Origin of the sequence: Phreatobacter oligotrophus, from assembly GCF_003046185.1 — a bacterium.
Taxonomy (GTDB): Bacteria; Pseudomonadota; Alphaproteobacteria; order Rhizobiales; family Phreatobacteraceae; genus Phreatobacter; species Phreatobacter oligotrophus.
Window position 1 is genome coordinate 284,838 of sequence record NZ_PZZL01000004.1, and the last position, 17,286, is coordinate 302,123.

16 protein-coding genes are annotated in these 17,286 nt (G+C 69.6%); 6 read left to right on the forward strand and 10 right to left on the reverse strand.

The annotated features are described in order from the left end of the window. Nucleotides 1–4 precede the first annotated feature (4 nt). The 4 genes from C8P69_RS11175 to C8P69_RS11190 are packed head-to-tail and all read left to right on the forward strand — an operon-like array spanning nt 5 to nt 3,405. The gene (locus C8P69_RS11175) at nt 5–883 is read left to right on the forward strand and encodes a branched-chain amino acid ABC transporter permease (protein WP_108177091.1); all 879 of its coding nucleotides are present in this window, start codon (nt 5–7) and stop codon (nt 881–883) included. After that, the gene (locus C8P69_RS11180) at nt 880–1,911 is read left to right on the forward strand and encodes a branched-chain amino acid ABC transporter permease (protein WP_108177093.1); all 1,032 of its coding nucleotides are present in this window, start codon (nt 880–882) and stop codon (nt 1,909–1,911) included. The genes C8P69_RS11175 and C8P69_RS11180 overlap by 4 nt, the downstream gene beginning before the upstream one ends. Then, the gene (locus C8P69_RS11185; RefSeq protein WP_108177095.1) at nt 1,908–2,654 is read left to right on the forward strand and encodes an ABC transporter ATP-binding protein; all 747 of its coding nucleotides are present in this window, start codon (nt 1,908–1,910) and stop codon (nt 2,652–2,654) included. Before C8P69_RS11180 ends, C8P69_RS11185 begins: the two co-directional genes overlap by 4 nt. A gap of 10 nt (nt 2,655–2,664) precedes the next feature. Beyond that, nucleotides 2,665–3,405 carry an ABC transporter ATP-binding protein gene (locus tag C8P69_RS11190; protein ID WP_108177097.1) on the forward strand — a complete coding sequence of 247 codons (741 nt, stop codon included), beginning with the start codon at nt 2,665–2,667 and terminating at the stop codon, nt 3,403–3,405. A gap of 33 nt (nt 3,406–3,438) precedes the next feature. Here the strand turns inward: C8P69_RS11190 and C8P69_RS11195 are convergent, their stop codons facing one another. Further along, nucleotides 3,439–4,416: a Bug family tripartite tricarboxylate transporter substrate binding protein gene (locus C8P69_RS11195; RefSeq protein ID WP_108177099.1), complete on the reverse strand. Its 978-nt coding sequence runs from the start codon at nt 4,414–4,416 to the stop codon at nt 3,439–3,441. Nucleotides 4,417–4,528: 112 nt separating this feature from the next. Next, the gene (locus tag C8P69_RS11200; protein ID WP_108177101.1) at nt 4,529–5,086 is read right to left on the reverse strand and encodes a dihydrofolate reductase family protein; all 558 of its coding nucleotides are present in this window, start codon (nt 5,084–5,086) and stop codon (nt 4,529–4,531) included. Nucleotides 5,087–5,239: 153 nt separating this feature from the next. On the opposite strand from C8P69_RS11200, the gene C8P69_RS11205 reads away from it, so the two are divergent. Together C8P69_RS11205 and C8P69_RS11210 are read left to right on the forward strand one after the other, a co-directional pair. After that, complete coding sequence (locus tag C8P69_RS11205) at nt 5,240–6,403, forward strand: iron-containing alcohol dehydrogenase (protein WP_170118210.1); 1,164 nt, start codon at nt 5,240–5,242, stop codon at nt 6,401–6,403. Between the two features lie 300 nt (nt 6,404–6,703). Next, nucleotides 6,704–9,706: an EAL domain-containing protein gene (locus C8P69_RS11210; RefSeq protein ID WP_108177105.1), complete on the forward strand. Its 3,003-nt coding sequence runs from the start codon at nt 6,704–6,706 to the stop codon at nt 9,704–9,706. A gap of 52 nt (nt 9,707–9,758) precedes the next feature. On the opposite strand, the gene cysG is transcribed toward C8P69_RS11210, so the two are convergent. Genes cysG through C8P69_RS11245 form a run of 8 tightly spaced genes read right to left on the reverse strand, consistent with a single transcriptional unit; the run spans nt 9,759 to nt 17,244 of the window. Beyond that, complete coding sequence (cysG, locus tag C8P69_RS11215) at nt 9,759–11,300, reverse strand: siroheme synthase CysG (protein WP_108177107.1); 1,542 nt, start codon at nt 11,298–11,300, stop codon at nt 9,759–9,761. Next, a complete protein-coding gene (locus tag C8P69_RS23865) occupies nt 11,297–11,437 on the reverse strand; it encodes a hypothetical protein (protein WP_170118211.1) in 141 nt (46 codons plus the stop codon). Before C8P69_RS23865 ends, cysG begins: the two co-directional genes overlap by 4 nt. Nucleotides 11,438–11,454: 17 nt before the next feature. Next, nucleotides 11,455–13,068 (reverse strand): sulfate adenylyltransferase subunit 1, encoded by a 1,614-nt coding sequence (locus C8P69_RS11220; RefSeq protein WP_108177109.1) that lies wholly within the window; start codon nt 13,066–13,068, stop codon nt 11,455–11,457. Continuing rightward, on the reverse strand, nt 13,068–13,970 hold the full coding sequence (gene cysD / locus C8P69_RS11225) for a sulfate adenylyltransferase subunit CysD (protein WP_108177111.1): 903 nt from the start codon (nt 13,968–13,970) through the stop codon (nt 13,068–13,070). The genes C8P69_RS11220 and cysD overlap by 1 nt, the downstream gene beginning before the upstream one ends. Beyond that, nucleotides 13,967–14,716, reverse strand: a complete 750-nt coding sequence (locus C8P69_RS11230) for a phosphoadenylyl-sulfate reductase (protein ID WP_108177113.1) — start codon at nt 14,714–14,716, stop codon at nt 13,967–13,969. Before C8P69_RS11230 ends, cysD begins: the two co-directional genes overlap by 4 nt. Further along, nucleotides 14,713–15,231 (reverse strand): DUF934 domain-containing protein, encoded by a 519-nt coding sequence (locus C8P69_RS11235; RefSeq protein ID WP_108177115.1) that lies wholly within the window; start codon nt 15,229–15,231, stop codon nt 14,713–14,715. The genes C8P69_RS11230 and C8P69_RS11235 overlap by 4 nt, the downstream gene beginning before the upstream one ends. Then, nucleotides 15,218–16,903, reverse strand: a complete 1,686-nt coding sequence (locus tag C8P69_RS11240; RefSeq protein WP_108177117.1) for a nitrite/sulfite reductase — start codon at nt 16,901–16,903, stop codon at nt 15,218–15,220. The genes C8P69_RS11235 and C8P69_RS11240 overlap by 14 nt, the downstream gene beginning before the upstream one ends. Continuing rightward, nucleotides 16,903–17,244, reverse strand: coding sequence for a DUF2849 domain-containing protein (locus C8P69_RS11245; protein WP_108177119.1), 342 nt, complete (start codon nt 17,242–17,244; stop codon nt 16,903–16,905). Before C8P69_RS11245 ends, C8P69_RS11240 begins: the two co-directional genes overlap by 1 nt. Nucleotides 17,245–17,286 lie beyond the last annotated feature (42 nt).

A 17,286-nucleotide genomic window follows, 5' to 3' on the forward strand; every position in this document is an offset into this window, starting at 1 on the left:
CGGCATGGCCGAACTCGTCGCATACATCGTGGCAGGGCTTGCCACCGGCGCCATCTATGCGCTGGCGGCGATCGGCTTCACGCTGGTCTGGCAGACCTCGCAGACCATCAACTTCGCCCAGGGCGAATATGTGATGCTGCCGGCCATCCTGATCCTCGCCGGCGTCGCGTTCCTCGGCCTGCCCATCTGGGCGGCCGCGGTCCTCGGCGCGGCTCTGTTCGTCGTGGTCTTCGGCCTCGGCTTCAAGCTGGCCGTGGTCGATCCGATGATCCGCCACGGCGTCCTGCCGCTCGCCATCGCGACCATGGCGCTCGCCATCATCATGAAGGAGAGCGCCAAGGACTTCTTCTCCTCCGAGGCCCAGACCTTCCCCTCGCCCTTCCCCGCGGGCGCGGTCGACGTGCTCGGCGTGTCGCTCTCGCTCCAGCACATCGCCATCATCGCCGTGGCCTTCGTCGCCATCGGCGCCCTTCAATGGTTCGTCACCGCGACGCGCACCGGCCGGCAGATGCAGGCGACCGCGCAGAACCCGGGCGTTGCGCTGATCCTTGGCATTCCGGTCGCGCGCATGGTCATGCTGACCTTCGCCATCAATGCTGGCCTTGCCGTCCTCGCCTCGGTGCTGATCTCGCCGATCTACCTCGCCAAGTTCTCGAACGGCGACGTCATCGGCCTCTTCGCCTTCATCGCCGCCATTGTCGGCGGCTTCAACCAGGTGCGCGGGGCGCTTGCCGGCGGGCTCATCGTGGGCGTCGTCGACAGCCTCGCGGCCGCCTACATCTCCTCCTCCTACCGGCTCGCCGTGCCGCTGGTGCTGCTGGTGGTGATCATCCTCGTGAAGCCGGAAGGCCTGTTCGGCCGCCGCGAGGAGCGCCGGGTATGAGCGAGACGGCAGCCCCCCCCGTGCCGGCCAAGGCGTCGGGCCTTGGCGGTGGCCTCCTCGGCCGTCTCGACGGCGTGCTCCTGACGCTGCTCGCCGGCGCGGCGGTCCTCTGGTTCCTCCCCGTCGGCATGGGCCGCTACGGCACCTATGTCCTGACGCTGTGGCTGGTCACCGCCATCGCCGTGATGGGCCTGAACCTCACCCTCGGCATTGCCGGGCTGAAATCGCTGGCGCAGGGCGCCTTCATGGGGATCGGCGCCTATATCACCGCCATTCTCGGCACGAAGCTCGGCATCGACTGGTACACCTGCTTCGCCCTCTCGGGCCTCGCCTGCTTCGCCCTCGGCCTGCTCCTCGGCTTTCCGGCACTCAGGGTGAAGGCCCATTACCTCGCCTTCGTCACCCTCGCCTTCTCGACGCTGGTCTGGCTGGTGCTGCGCAACGAGCAATGGCTGACCGGCGGCACCTTCGGCATCTCGAACATCGCCCGGCCGACCCTCTTCGGCCTGCGCACCGATGGGGCGCTGGCCTTCCACCGCTTCGTCGTGGTGGTGACGCTGATCCTCGCCCTCGCCCTCTGGTGGCTCGTCCGCAGCCCCTGGGGCCGCGCGTTCCTTGCGCTTCGCGAGAACCCGATCCGCGCGGCCTCCCTCGGCATCGACATCCGCGCCTACACCCTGCTCGCCTTCGCCATCGGCTCGGCCTATGGCGGCTTCGCCGGCGCGCTCTATGCCCCGCTGGTCGAGTTCATCGACCCGACGCCCTTCGCCCTCTCCGCCTCCTTCATGCTGCTGCTGATGGTGGTGGCCGGCGGCTCGGGCTACCAGCTCGGTCCCTTCCTCGGCGCGCTGCTTGCCGTGGCGCTGCCCGAATGGCTGCGCTTCACCGGCGGGCTCTATCTCATCGTCTTCGGCATCGTCGTGCTGCTGCTGCTCATCGTCTGCCCGACCGGCATCCTCGGACTCCTCGACCGCGGCTGGGCGAGCCTGAAGGCGCGGTTTGTCACCGCCGACGGGAGCCGCCCGTGACCCGCCCCGTCCTCGAGGTCTCCGGCCTCGCCAAGCATTTCGGCGGCGTCGTCGCCGTCGACGGCGTCTCCTTCACGGTGAACGAGGGCGAGATCCTCGGCATCATCGGGCCGAACGGCTGCGGCAAGTCCACGCTGTTCAACTGCATCCTCGGCCAGCTCACCCCCAGCGCCGGCACGGTGCGCCTCGACGGGACGGACGTGACAGGCGCCACGCCCGAGGCGATGAACCGGCGGGGCGTGTCGCGCACCTTCCAGCTGCTCCAGGTCTTCCCTGAACTCAGCGTGCGCGAGAACCTGATCCTCGCCGGACAGGAACATCGCGGCTCGATGGTCTCGCGGCTCTTCGGTCCGGGCGATGCCGGCCTCACCAATGAGGCTGACCGCATGGCGGAGGTCTTCCGCCTGGGACACCTGACCAGGGCCAAGGCCGGCGGCCTCTCCTATGGCCAGCAGAAGCTGCTGGACGCCGCCATGGCCTTCATGGCCGGGCCGCGCCTCGTCCTGCTGGACGAGCCGGCGGGCGGGGTGAACCTTACCATGCTCGCCGATCTCAAGGAGCGGCTGCGGGTCATGAATGCCGAGCACGGCGCGACCTTCGTCGTGATCGAGCACAACATGGACTTCGTCATGAGCCTGTGCACGCGGGTCATCGTGATGGTCGAGGGCAAGGTGCTGATGAGCGGCACGCCGGCCGAAGTGCGCGCCGACCCGGCCGTGCTCGACGCCTATCTCGGCCATTGAGGACGCGGCGATGAGCGACACGATCCTCGACCTTGACGGCGTTGTTGGCGGCTATGGCCGCATCACCATCCTCAACGGCTGCTCGTTCCAGGTCCGCCGCGGCACGCTGACGACCATCATCGGCCCGAACGGCGCCGGCAAGTCGACCGTGTTCAAGGCGATCTTCGGCCTGATCCGCCCGACCGCCGGCCGCATCCGCTTCGCCGGCACCGACATTACCGGCTGGACGCCGCGCCGCCTGATCGAGGCCGGCATCGTCTACGTGCCGCAGGGCCGCAACATTTTCCCCGAGCTCTCGGTGCGCCACAATCTCGAGCTCGGCGCGGTGGCCGCAGGCCCCGCCATCACCGACGTTCCCGCGCGCATCGAGCGCGCCCTCGACCGCTTTCCGATCCTGCGCCAGAAGGCCGACCAGCAGGCCTCGACCCTCTCCGGCGGCCAGCAGAAGCAGCTGGAGATCATGCGCGGGCTGCTTCTGGACCCCAAGCTGATCCTGATCGACGAGCCGTCCATCGGCCTCTCGCCGCTCATGGTGCAGGAGACCTTCGCCATCCTCACCGACCTGCGCGACAAGGGCGTCACCATCCTCATGGTCGAGCAGAACGCCCGCTCGGCGCTGCATATCTCGGACGAGGCGCTGGTGCTGGAACTCGGCCGCACGCGGATGCAGGGTCCGGCGGCCGAGATCCTCGCCGATCCCCGCGTCGGCCAGCTCTTCCTCGGTGGCGGCCTCGCGTACGACGCCGCCTGACCCCCGGCCGCCGCGACGGGCGAGCGCAACGGCTCAGAAGCTGAGCCGCGCCTGGCGGATCACCTCGGCCCAGGTTTCCGCCTCGCGCGCCATGAAGGCCTTGGCATCGAGGGTTGGCGAGGCCGCGACCGCCCCGATCGTCGTCAGCCGGTCGACCAGCGCCGTATCCGCCAGCACCTCGCCGAGTGCCTGCTGCAGCCGGGTCACGACCTCCGGCGGCGTGCGGGCGGGCGTCATGAGCACGATCCAGGCCGACACGTCGAAGGGCGCGACGCCCTGTTCCTGCACCGTGGGCACGTCCTTGAGCAGCGGCGCCCGCTCGGCCGTGGTCATACCGAGGGCCCGCAGCTGGCCACTCTCGATCTGGCCCGCCACCGCCGCGAGGGTCGCGAAGGTGAGGTCGAGCGAGCCGTTGAGCAGGTCGGTGATCGCCGGGCCCTCGCCGCGATAGGGCACGTGCTGCATCTTCGCCCCGGTCTTCAGGGCCAAGAGCTCGCCCGCGAGATGGGCCACCGTGCCGACGCCGCCGGAGGCATAGTTCAGGACGCCGCGGGAATGGCTGGCCGGCAGGAGATCGGCCATGCCCCGCAGCGGCGATTGCGGCCGGACGACCGCCACGAAGGGGAGCTTGGCCATGAGCCCCACCGGTACGAGGTCGCGCTGCCAGTCATAGGGCAAGGAGGGCCGCACGGCGGCGTTGATGACGAGCGTGGTCGGCGCCGCAAGCAGGGTATGCCCGTCGGGCGTCGCCGAGGTCACGGCCTGCGTGCCGAGCACCGTCCCGCCTCCACCGCGGTTTTCCACCACCATGCGGTCCTTCAGGGCCCGCCCCAGCGCGTCGGCGAAGAGCCGCGAGACGGTGTCCACCCCGCCGCCCGCGGCGAAGGTCACGACCAGGGTCACCGGACGGCTGGGATAGGCGGCCTGGCCGAAAGCCGGCGCGAGACCCGCTGCTGCGAGCGCGGCCGGGCCCGCGAGGGCGGCACGGCGGGTGAACGGAGCAGAGGTCATGGGCGACACCTTCACGGGCGCTGGGGAGCGGATCGATCGTCGCCGAGCCATATCCCCCCGGGGCCGCCGCGCAAAGAGGCCCGAACGGGGCCGGGCCTTATAGGATGGCCACTCAGCCGGCGCGTCGGTAGTGCATGGCGACGACGCCATTGCGGAACGGCCGCGAGGCGATCAGCTCCAACCGGCGGGTGCCGGGTAGCCCGCGCTCGTAGAGCCGCGGTCCGTGGCCGGCGATCCGGGGATGGACGAGGACCTGGTAGGCGTCGATGAGGTCCAGACGGTCGAGGGCGGCGGCCAGCTGGCCGCTGCCCAGCAGCACGCCCGCGGGCGTCGCATGCTTCAGCCGCTGCACACCGGACTGGAGGTCGGCGCCGACAGCGTGACTGTTGGTCCAGGGGAACGCCGTCCGCGTCCTCGACACGACGTATTTGGGCTTTGCCTCCAGCTTGACGGCCCAGTCGCGCATCGCCGGCACGGCGTCGACCTCGCCCCGGGCCACGGCAGGCCAATGGCTCTCCATCATCTCGTAGGTGACGCGGCCCCAGAGCATGGCGCCGGCCTCGTCCATGAGGCGCGTGAAAAAGGCGTGTGTCTCGTCATCCACGATGCCTTCGGTGTGGTCGACACATCCGTCGAGCGTGACATTGATGGCGAAGGTCAGGAGGCCCATGGTCGAAAGCCTAGGCCACTCGCGGGCAAGGGCGGAGGTATTCGCCCCCCTGCCCCGGACCGGCCAGAGCGGCTGGTGCGAGACCCACAGGCTGGGTAATCCTGTGGTCGGCCCCGGCGTCCGATCCTGTGCCCGCCTGCCATGGAGCAGCCCATGTCCGCCATCGCCCCGCCTCCGGCCGGCCGTTTCGCCCTCCTCGACCAGAAGGCTGTGGCTTGGGGCCAGTCGCTCGACGCGGCGCTCGCCGAGGAGATGCGCCAGCGCGGCACCCGCCGGCTCTTCATTGTGACCACCCGGTCGCTGGGCCAGCGCGCAGCGACCCTTGCCAAGGCGCAGCATGGCCTCGAGGCCGTCGAGATCGAGGATGCCATCCCCGCCCATACGCCCATGCCCTCGGTTTTCGCCCTGGCGCAGCGGCTGGCGTCCTTCCGCCCGGACCTCATCCTCGCCCTTGGCGGTGGAAGCGTGATCGATGCGGTAAAGATCGCCGGCCTCGTCCGGGCCGAAGGGATCGTCGACCGCGACGCGCTCATCGCCCGGTCCATGCAGAAGGGTGGCCTGCCCTCCACGGCCCGCGATCCACAACGCTACATCGCCGCGCCGACGACCCTGTCCGGGGCCGAATTCGGGACCATCGGCGGATCGGTGGATCCGCAGACGCGGATCAAGTTCGGCTTCGCCGCCCCGTGGTTTCCCGCCGAGACGGTGATCTTCGATCCGGCTCTCGGCCAGGCGACGCCCGAGGGGTTGTGGCTGTCCAGCGGCGTGCGGGCGGTCGACCATGCGGTCGAGGCCATCCTGTCGCCGGACGCCAACCCCTTTATCGACGGCTGCGCCCTGCATGCGCTGCGGCTGCTCGGCACGAGCCTCAGGGCCACCAAGGCCGACCCCGCTGATCTGCACGCCCGGCAGGAAGGCCAGTTCGGCGTCTGGCTCGCATCGCAAAGCGTCGGCCGCGTGCGCTATGGGGCGAGCCACGGGATCGGCCATCAGCTTGGCGCCGTCGCGGGCGTAGCCCATGGCCACACATCCTGCGTGATGCTGCCGGCGGTCATCGCCTGGAACGCCGGCCATGTCGGCGGCCGGGACCGGCTCGTCCATGAGGCGGTGGATGCGAGTGCCCCGGACGCCGCGACGGCCGTGGCGCGGCTGATTGCCGATGTCGGCCAGCCCCGGCGCCTTTCGGATGTGGGCGTCCACGAGGACCAGTTCGAGCGCATTGCGGAGCTAGCGATGAGCAATCCCTTCGTGAAGGCGAACCCCCGGCCGATCAGCTCCCCCGCGGATGTGGTGGCGATCCTGCGCCTCGCGGCCTGACGGCCCCCGCGGAAACGGCCGCCGACAACGATCGAACGCCGACGCTGCGATCCGCGGGCTGGGAAGTCCGGCCGCCACCTCCCGTCGTTCGTCCAGGAACGCTGCCCGCGTTCCACCCATACGGTAGCCCGGTAAGCCACGGAGACCCCGCGGCCGTCCGTTATTCACATCTAGATACTGCAAGTCTTGGCACGACCGGTTTTCACGGGCTAATGGGAGTCCTGAGCGGGTGATGATCGAATCAGTGCCGGGCGCTCCACAGACGTTCGCTCTCCTCTCTGCCAAGCACCCGGTGAGATCATGGCGCATGCTCCCCAACCGCCAGACGAGGAACGGCGGCTGAGCGCCCTGCGGGCCCTCGATGTTCTGGACACCCCCCCGGAGGCCGAGTTCGACGCCCTGGTGCAAGCCGCATCCATGGTGTGCGGCACCCCGATCTCGCTGGTCAGCCTGATCGACTCCGAGCGCCAGTGGATCAAGGCGAATGTTGGGCTGCCTGGCCTGACCGAAACACCGCGCGAGGTGGCGTTCTGTGCCCATGCGATCCTGCAGGACGACATCCTGGAAATCCGCGATGCGACGGCTGACGATCGCTTTGTCGACAATCCCCTGGTCACCTCGGACCCGAACATTCGCTTCTACGCCGGCGCGACGCTGAAGCTCAGCGACGGCACCCATGCCGGCACGCTCTGCGTCATCGATCGCAAGCCGGGCCGCCTGGACGACAGACAACGGCAGATCCTGTCGCATCTCGCCAAGGCCGCCGCGGTTCTCCTCGAGGGGCGCCGCGCCCTCCACGCGGAGCGCCGGTTGCGCGAGGAGTTCGCCCTGGCGACGCGCGACCTTGCGGTCAGCGAGGAGCGCTTCAGGACCCTGAGCGAGGCATCGCCCCTGGGCGTGTTTGCCACCGACCCTCACGGCCTGTGCCTCTACAACAACAGCCGCTGGCAAGAGATTTACGGCCTGAGCCTTGAGGAGAGCCTAGGGGATGGCTGGTCGTCGACGATCCATCCGGAGGACCGTGAGGCGGTCTTTTCGGAGTGGCAGCGGTCCGCAGAGGCCGGCCAAGACTTCGACATGGAGTTCCGCATCAAGCGACCGGCCGGCCCGGTGCGCTACGTGCGGGCCCAGTCACGCCCCAGCCGCGATCAGGACGGAACCATCACAGGCCATATCGGGTCCGTGGAGGATGTGACGGAGGCGCGCGCAACCCGGGAGCGCCTGGTCGCAGAACAGATCCGCCTGGCCAGCATCATCGAAGGCACGGGCGTCGGCACGTGGGAATGGAACGTCCAGACCGGTGAAGCACGCTTCAACGAACGCTGGGCGGAGATCGTCGGGTGGTCGCTCGCAGAACTGGGACCGACCTCAATCCAGACGTGGCTGGACCTCGGCCATCCTGAAGACCTGCAGAGGTCGGAGGAGCTGCTGGAGAGGCATTTCGCGGGCGAAAGCCCCCTCTATGAGTGCGAGGCGCGGATGCGCCACCGGGAGGGCCATTGGGTCTGGGTCCTCGACCGCGGTCGCGTGCTCACCCGCACACCTGACGGGCAGCCGGAATGGATGTTCGGCACCCACCTCGACATCACCGAGCGCAAGTGGCGGGACGAGGCCCTGCGCAAGAGCGAAGCCCTCCTGAACCGCACCGGCGAAGTGGCCGGCGTCGGGGGATGGGAGCTCGACCTCGAAACCGGCGGCTTGATGTGGACCGCCCAGACGCGCGCCATCCACGGTGTCGCGCCGGAGTATCAACCGACCCTCGATAGCGCGATCCACTTCTATGAGCCCGCTGCGCGCGCCGTCATCACGGCAGCCGTCGAGCGGGCGATCGCAACCGGTGACGGATGGGATCTGGAACTGCCCCTCGTGCGGGCCGACGGCCAACGGATCTGGGTGCGCGCTGTCGGCAATGCTGACTTTGCCGGCGACAAGCCGGTGAGGTTGTGGGGCGCCTTCCAGGACATCACCGCGCAGCACAGGCTCATCAGCGAGATGACCTACCACGCCCGTCATGACGCCCTGACCGGCCTCATCAATCGCAGCGAGTTCGAGGCGCGGCTCCGACAACTGGTCGACCGCACGCTCAACAGCGATCGCACCCACGCGCTGATGTATCTCGACCTCGATCAGTTCAAGCTGATCAACGATTCTTGTGGGCATTCGGTGGGCGACGAGGTCCTGAAGCAGGTCGGGCGGTTGCTCGGCGATTGCATCGGCAAGGACGACATCCTGGCGCGGCTGGGAGGTGACGAGTTCGGGATCGTCCTGACATCCCGCACGATCGACGAAGCCCAGCGCATCGCCGAGATGATTTGCCTGCGCATGGAGGACTTCCGCTTCGTCGACAAGGGACGCCGCTACCGGATCGGTGCCAGCATCGGCCTGGTGGCAATCGATGCCCGGTCCGGAACCATCGAAGCCCTGATGCAGGCCGCCGATCTCTCCTGCTACGCGGCGAAGGACGCCGGACGCAATCGCGTCCACGTCTGGTCCGACGCTGACGAACCCGTCCAGACGCGTCAGGGCGAAATGCAGTGGGCATCGAGGATCGAGCGGGCCCTTGATGAGGGGTGTTTCGTCCTCCATGCCCAGCGGATCTACCCCCTCGCAGCCGGCGAAAGCGGTTTGCGCGCCGAGGTTCTGCTGCGCATGCGGGCGGCCGATGGCAGCCTTGTCATGCCCGGGGCCTTCCTCCCGGCGGCCGAGCGCTATCACCTGGCATCGCGGATCGATGCCTGGGTGCTGAAGGCCGTGATCGCCGCTCTCCGGACAAGCGACCATCTCGCGGGCATTGCCAGCATCAGCGTCAACCTGTCAGGCCAGTCGGTCGGCGACAGGACATTCCATGGCCAGGCCATCAACCTGCTGATGGAGGCAGGGCCTGCGCTGTGCCGGCTGTTGTGCCTGGAAATCACCGAAACGGCCGCGGTGACCAACCTCACCGATGCCCGCGACTTCATCAGGCGGGCCAAGGAGCTCGGCGTCAGCGTCGCGCTCGATGATTTCGGCGCCGGCGCCTCGTCGTTCGGATACCTCAAGCGCTTGCCCGTGGACGTCATCAAGATCGACGGGCAGTTCATCCAGAACCTGGGAACCGAACCGCTGGACGAGGCCGCCGTGCGCTGCTTCATCGATGTTGCGCAGGTGATGGGGGTGCAAACGGTCGCGGAGTTCGTCGACGATGACCGTGTTGCAGCCATTGTCAGACAGATGGGCGTCGATTTTGCGCAAGGCTTCCACCTGCACAAACCTGAATGTTTGACGGCGCTGCTGAACGGCCTGGGTCATCCAGACCCGCGGTGAATCGGGGCGGCCCCGAGGATTTCTCCGCAGGGCCCGATCGGTCCGTTGCCGATCACTCCGCGAGTTGCACCTGCTTTCTGGCGACGCCGATCGAGCTGGGCAGCGGGACGTCGGCCGCATCATGGCGGCTGGTCTCTCGCATCGCCTCCTGCGGCAAGACATGCGTTCCCGCCGCGCTGTCGAGCCGTGAGGCCTCGCCGATGATCAGGATGACGGGGGCGCCCTCAGGCAAGGTCGCAAGCCTCTCCGCGATGGTAGCCGCCGTTCCGCTGATGCGGGCCTCGTTGTCGCGGGTCGCCCAGGCGACCGCAACAGCCGGCGTCTCGGGCGAGAGGCCGTTGACCATGGCAGCGTCAGTGAAGGCGCGCGCCGTCCGCCGCGGCATGTAGACGACGGTGGTGACGGTCGGATCGGCCACCGCGCACCAGCGGATGCTGGCCGGCAGCCGCCCGTCGCGGCCATGGCCGGTGATGAACTGCAGCCGCTGGGCATGGGCGCGGTCGGTCAGCGACAGGCCCAGCGAGGCGGCCGCTCCTTGGGCCGAGGTGATGCCAGGCACGATGGTGACGGGAATGCCGGCCTCGCGGCAGGCGGCGATCTCCTCGCCCGCGCGCCCGAAAATGCCGGGATCGCCGCTCTTGAGGCGCACCACCGTCTTGCCCTCGCGGGCGAGGCTCACCAGCAGGTCGTTGATGTCCTCCTGCAGCACGGACGGCCCGTGGCCGATCTTGCCGACGGCAACGCGGCGCACCTCGCGGCGGGCAAGTTCGAGGATGGCGGGGGCAACGAGATTGTCGTGGAGAATGACATCGGCCGATTGCAGCGCTCGCAGCGCCTTGAGCGTCAAGAGGTCCGGATCGCCCGGCCCGGCGCCGACCAGCAGCACGCGGCCGGCCGGCGGCGCGGCATCGAGTCGGTCGAGACCGGCGAGCAGCTCGTCGCGGTCGGCATCGGTCGGCGCCCGGCCAGCATCGGCGAGGGCCCGGTCGGTGAAGAGCTGCCAGAAAGCGCGGCGCACGGCAAAGCTCGCCTCGCGCGCCTGCACGGCGGGCCGCCAGTCACGCGCGGCCTCGGCCCAGGCCTTGAGGCTGCGCGGCAGGAGCGACTCGATCCGGGCGCGGATCGCCTGCCCGAAGACGGGCGCGGCACCATCGGTGGAGATGGCGACGATGAGCGGCGAGCGGTTCACCAGCGCGCCGAACTGGGCATCGCAATAGGCTGGCCGGTCGATGACGTTGACCACCGCGCCCGCGGCATGGCCGGCGGCGACGAAAGCCTCGGCCTCCTCGTCGCTCTCGGCCTCGGCAACCACGAGGGCTGCGCCCGTAAGATCCTCGGGCGTCCAGGCGCGCGCGTGCAGCGTGATCGCCAGATCGCCCCGCTCCGCCAGCGGCCGGAAGCGGCCGGCGGCATGGGGCGAGAAGACGTGAAGGTCAGCGCCGGTGGAGCCAAGCAGCTCGGCCTTCCAGACAGCCCCCTCCCCGTCGCCGGCGAGCACGACGCGGCGTCCTCCGAGCTTGTGAAAGAGCGGCAGGGTGGCGAGCGCGCCGATCCGCGGCGGCTCGGTGGGACGCGGAACGGCGGGCGTGCTCATGAGGGCCTCGCGGCTTCGATGCGGGCCGCCTCGGCGCGCGGCGGCGCCGGCTCGCGGCGGATGGGCACGAGCAGCCAGAGCGCGGCGAGCGCGACGAGCACGAGCTTGAAGATCGTGTCCGCGTGGCGCAGGACCAAGGGGCGCCGCTCCTCGCTCATATGCCGCCCCCGTTCTCGACCAACGGGTCGCGCCGACGGTTCCAGCGCCCCCAGAGGCTGCGATGCAGGTGGCGCAGGAGCGGACGGGCCAGCGCATCGGCGGCGGCGGCGGCCGCGGCATAGCCGGGATGGCCGGTCAGCACGCCGACGACGACGCCGAGCAGCAGGGCGCTGCCGAGCCGCCATGTGGTGGCAGGGACGAGATTGCGCCGCCAGTCGCCGCCATAGGTGCGCACCATCGCCTGTTCGAAGCTGTGGCTGACCAACTGGAGCCGCGGGCGCTGCGCCGAGGCCGCCTCGCCGAGCACCGTGCCCATGGCCGCGGTCTCATGGGTGACCTTGTCGACGAGGATGAAGGCGCCGAGGGCCGGCAGGGTCGCGTAAGGGGCGACCGCCAGCGGCCGGTCGAGGCGCAGGCGCACCACGGCGAGTTCGTTGGTCTCGACCTGGGAGCGCTCGCGCTCGGCATAGGTGGCGATGTCGATACCGTGGACGACCGTCTCCACCGTGGCATTGGCCGAGGCCGTGCCGAGGCGCAGGAGATAGGTGGCGCCAGGGGCCAGCGCCGCCTGGCCGGTGACGAGCACCTTGGCCTCGAGGCTGGTGCGCACCCGCACGGCCGGCTGCGCCGCGCCCGCCGCCACGATCACGTCGCCGCGGGAGACATCGATCTCGCGGTCGAGCACGAGGGTGACCGCTGTCCCAGCGCCGGCGCGCGGCAGGTCGCCGTCGAAGGTCACGATGCGGGTGACGTGGGCCGGCTGGCGCGCCGGCCAGACCTCGACCGCATCGCCGGGAGCCACGGTGCCGGCGGCGATGGTGCCGGAAAAGCCGCGGAAGGTGGCGTCGGGACGGTTCACCCACTGCACCGGCAGGGCGAGGCTGCGCGCGCGGCTGGCGCTGTCGACGCCGACGGCCTCCAGCCAGCCGATCAGCGTCGGGCCGTCATACCAGGGGGTGCGCGCCGACAGGGTCGCGACATTGTCGCCATCGCGGGCCGAGAGCGGGATCACCGTGATGCTGTCGAAGGCAAGGCCGGCGATGGCCGAGCGAAACGCCATCTCGATGGCGCGGATGCGACCCTCGTCGCACCCGACGAGGTCGATCTTGTTGATGGCGACGACGAGATGCCGGACGCCGACGAAAGCGGCGATGAGGGCGTGGCGGCGCGTCTGCGGCAGCACGCCCTTGCCCGCATCGATGAGGATGATGGCGAGATCGGCGGTCGAGGCGCCGGTCGCCATGTTGCGGGTGTACTGCTCGTGACCCGGCGTGTCGGCGACGATGAAGGCGCGCCGAGCGGTGGAGAAATAGCGATAGGCGACGTCGATGGTGATGCCCTGCTCGCGTTCGGCCTGCAGCCCGTCGAGCAGCAGCGAATAGTCGAGGCCGCGATCGGCCCGGCCGATGCGGGCGCTGTCGGCCTCGAGCGTCGCGATGACATCGTCGGGAATGGCGCCCGCCTCGTAGAGCAGGCGGCCAAGCAGGGTCGACTTGCCGTCATCGACCGAACCGCAGGTGATGAAGCGCAGCAGCGAACGGCTAGCGGGTGCGGCATCATTGGCCGCGGCCGGCAGCGGCGCGGCGGTTTCGGCAGCGAGGGCGCCCATCAGAAGTAACCCTCCTGCTTCTTCAGCTCCATAGAGCCCGCGCTGTCGAAGTCGATCAGGCGGCCCTGGCGCTCGGAGGAGCGCGAGGCGCGCATCTCCGCAATGATCTCGGGAACGGTGGTCGCGGTGCTCTCGACCGCGCCGGTCAGCGGGTAGCAGCCCAGCGTCCGGAAGCGGACCATGCGGTGCTGCACGACCTCACCGGGCAGCAGCGGCATGCGCTCGTCGTCGCGCATGATCCACGTGCCATCGCGCCAGAGCACCGGGCGCTCGGCGGCGAAATAGAGCGGCACGACGGGGATCTGCTCGCGTTCGATATAGGCCCAGACGTCAAGCTCGGTCCAATTGGAGAGCGGGAAGACGCGGAAGCTCTCGCCGGGCTTCTTCAGGGTGTTGAAGAGCTGCCAGGGCTCGGGCCGCTGGCTTTTCGGGTCCCAGCGGTGGTCGCGGGTGCGCACGGAGAAGACGCGCTCCTTGGCGCGGCTCTTCTCCTCGTCGCGGCGGGCGCCGCCGAAGGCGACATCATAGCGGCCGGCGTCGAGCGCCTGCTTGAGCGCCACGGTTTTCATCACGTCGGTATGGATGCGCGAACCGGAATCGATGGGGTTGACGCCGGCGGCGACGCCCTCGCGGTTCACATGCACGATGAGGTCGAGGTTGAGCCTCGCCGCGAGATCGTCGCGGAAGCGGCCCATCTCCTGGAATTCCCAGAGCGTGTCGACATGCAGCAGCGGAAACGGCAGCCGCCCCGGATAGACCGCCTTGCGGGCGAGGTGCAGGAGAACCGAGGAATCCTTGCCGATGGAATAGAGCAGCACCGGCCGTTCGCAGGTCGCGAGCGTCTCGCGGATGATGCCGATGGCCTCGGCCTCCAGCCGGTCGAGATGGGAGGGGCTGGTCATGCCGGGATCTCCTGGGCGGGTGCAGCGCGGACGAGACGGCCATCCGCCGTCACGTGCAGTCCGCATTCGCCGCCGGCTTCCGCCTCCCACCACCAGCGGCCTGCCCGCTCCGGCTCGCCGGGTGCGACGGCGCGGGTGCAGGGCGCACAGCCGATGGACAGAAAGCCCCGCGCATGGAGGGCATTGCGCGGAACATCGTGGCGATCGGCAAAGGCCACGGCCTCGGCGCGGCTCCAGGCGGCGAGCGGGCTCACCTTGAGGAGGCCGCGGGCCTCGTCGCGCGACCAGGGCGAGACCTCGGCGCGGGCACCGGACTGGTCGGCGCGCAGGCCCGTCACCCAGGCCGAGGCCCCGGCGAGCAGGCGGCCGAGGGGCAGGACCTTGCGCGTGTCGCAGCAGGCCTTGCGGGCGGCGACGCTCCCGTAGAAGCCATTGACGCCCTGGGCGGCGAGCAGTGCCGACAGGCCGTCGGCATCGGGATGGGCCGAGCGGATGCGCAGGCCATAGCGCGCCTCGGTGCGCGCCCAGACCTCGTAGGTCTCGGCGAAAAGCCGGCCCGTATCGATCGACGCGATGTCGATGGCGAGGCCCGCTTCGGCGATGAGGTGGGTGATCACCTGATCCTCGAGGCCGAAGCTCGTGGTGAAGACGATGCGGCCGTCGATGGCCGCGCGCGCCGCCGCGAGGATGGCAGCAGGGTCCCGCGGATCGACCTCGGGGAAGCGGTCGAGAAGAGCGGCGCTCATGACGCCGCCCCCTGCCCCGCCCGCAAGGCCCGGCGGCGCTCGAGGATGCTGGCACCGGCGCCATAGCCGGTCTGGTAGGTCGCGCCATAAGAGGCAAGCGCGGCACGCCACTGCGCCTCCGGCTGGCGGGCGGCGATGGCGTCCGGCACCTCGACCTCATCGAAGCCGCAGGCGACGAGATGGGTGAACTGGTCGGCGATGACCGGCCCGACCGCCCTCACCGCGCCCTTGAAGCCGGCCTCGCGCAGCTGGCGGGCGAGGCTGAAGGCCCGGCCGTCGTTAAAGGCCGGGAAGGCGATGGCGACGAGGTCCAACTGGCCGAGGAAGGCGCCGAGATCAGCCGCGCGCACCGTGTTCGCCACCTCGACGCCGATACGCTGGGCGTTGGAGCGGCTGGCGATCACGGCCGGGAGGTCGGCAAGGCCGACGAGAACGGCATCGCCGGTTGCCGGCTCACCGGCGGCGATGCGGATCCACGGGTCAGCGCGATAACCGTTGGCATCAAGCAGCGGCATGGGCGGCCTCCGCAGGCTGGGAGGCCAGGAAGCCCGCCTTGAAGGGCTCGATGCCGAGCCGGCGCACGGCTTCGGCGAAGGTCTCGCCGTCGTGCCGGTGGGCCAGATAGACCGCCACGAGCCGCTCGATGGCGTCGGGCACCTCGGCGGCGGTGATGCCGGGGCCGAGCAGCTGGCCAATGGCGGCGTTCTCGGTGGCATCGCCGCCGAGCGTCACCTGGTAGCTCTCCTGGCCGGACTTCTCGAGGCCGAGAATGCCGATATGGCCGACATGGTGATGGCCACAGGCATTAATGCAGCCGGAGATCTTGATGCCGAGCTCGCCGATCTCGCGCTGGCGATCCGCCGAACCGAAGCGGCGGGAAATGGCCTGTGCGATGGGGATGGAGCGGGCGGTGGCGAGCGCGCAGTAGTCGAGGCCCGGGCAGGCGATGATGTCGGTGATGAGACCGGCATTGGCCTCGGCAAGGCCGGCCGCGACGAGGCCCGTCCACAGGGCGTGGAGCTCGTCCTGGCGCACATGCGGCAGGATGAGGTTCTGGTGGTGGGAAACGCGGATCTCGCCGAAGGAATGGGCATCGGCGAGGTCGGCGACGGTGCGCATCTGGTCGCTCGTGGCATCACCCGGCACGCCGCCCACCGGCTTCAGCGACACCGTGACGGCCGCATAGCCGGGCTGGCGGTGCGGGAAGGTGTTGGTCTCGACCCAGCGGTCGAAGGCGGCATTGCGGGCGCGGTCGGCGGCGAGCCGCTGGCTCGTCTCCGGCAGCGACACGAAGGCCGGCGGGGCGAAATAGGCCTCGATGCGGGCGACCTCTTCCGGGTCGGCGGCGATCGCGGCGGGATCGAGCGCTGCGAACTCCGCCTCGACGCGGGCACGGAACTCCTCGATGCCGATCTCGTGGACGAGGATCTTGACCCGCGCCTTGTACTTGTTGTCGCGCCGTCCCTCGAGATTGTAGACGCGCATCAGCGACTGCAGATAGGCGAGCAGATGCGCCTTGGGCAGGAAGTCGCGCACCAGCTTGCCGATCATCGGGGTACGGCCAAGGCCACCGCCGACAAAGAGGCGGTAGCCCACCTCGCCGCTGACGGGATGGCGGACCACCTGGATGCCGATGTCATGGGCGCGGATGGCCGCGCGGTCGCGCGCAGCGCCGGTCACCGCGATCTTGAACTTGCGCGGCAGGTAATCGAACTCGGGATGCATGGTCGACCACTGCCGGATCAGCTCGGCGGTGGGACGGGGATCCTCCACCTCATCGGCTGCGGCGCCGGCGAAATGGTCGGCGGTAGTGTTGCGGATGCAATTGCCGGAGGTCTGGATGCAGTGCATCCCGACATCGGCCAGCAGGTCGAGGATGTCGGGGATGTCGCGCAGCTTCGGCCAGTTGAACTGCAGGTTCTGCCGCGTGGTGAAATGGCCATAGCCGCGGTCGTAGCGCTCGCCGATCAGCGCGAGCTGACGGAGCTGCACGGACGACAGCGTGCCGTAGGGAATGGCGATCCGCAGCATGTAGGCGTGGAGCTGCAGGTAGACGCCGTTCTTCAGGCGCAGCGGCTTGAACTCGTCCTCGGTCAGAGAACCGTCGATGCGGCGCGCGACCTGGCCGCGGAACTGGGCCACGCGCTCGCGAACGAAGGCCTCGTCGAACTGGTCGTAGCGGTACATCAGGCCCTCCCGCGCAGATGAGCGAAGGCGGCCTGCTTGCCGAGGTCGGGGCGGATGGACGGCCCGGCGATCTTGAACCGCTCGCGGAAATGGTTGGGGACAGGCAGGCCATCCTCGCGCAGCGCCACGTCGACCAGATAGGCGTCGACCACGGCCCCGCGCGCCAGCGCCTCCGCGGCGACCTGCTGCAGCCTTTCCGCCGCAGCCACGTCACGGGCGACGAGAGCCTGAGCCGGATCGATCGACCAGCCCTGCTCGGTCCAGAAGACCACATCGCCATCGAGCAGATCGTTGGCGAGCAGAATGGCGGGGAGGAGAATTTTTTGCTTTGCGGGGGCCATGGTCGGGTCTGCGGCGTGTCCGGGGCCTGGAACTACGCCTGA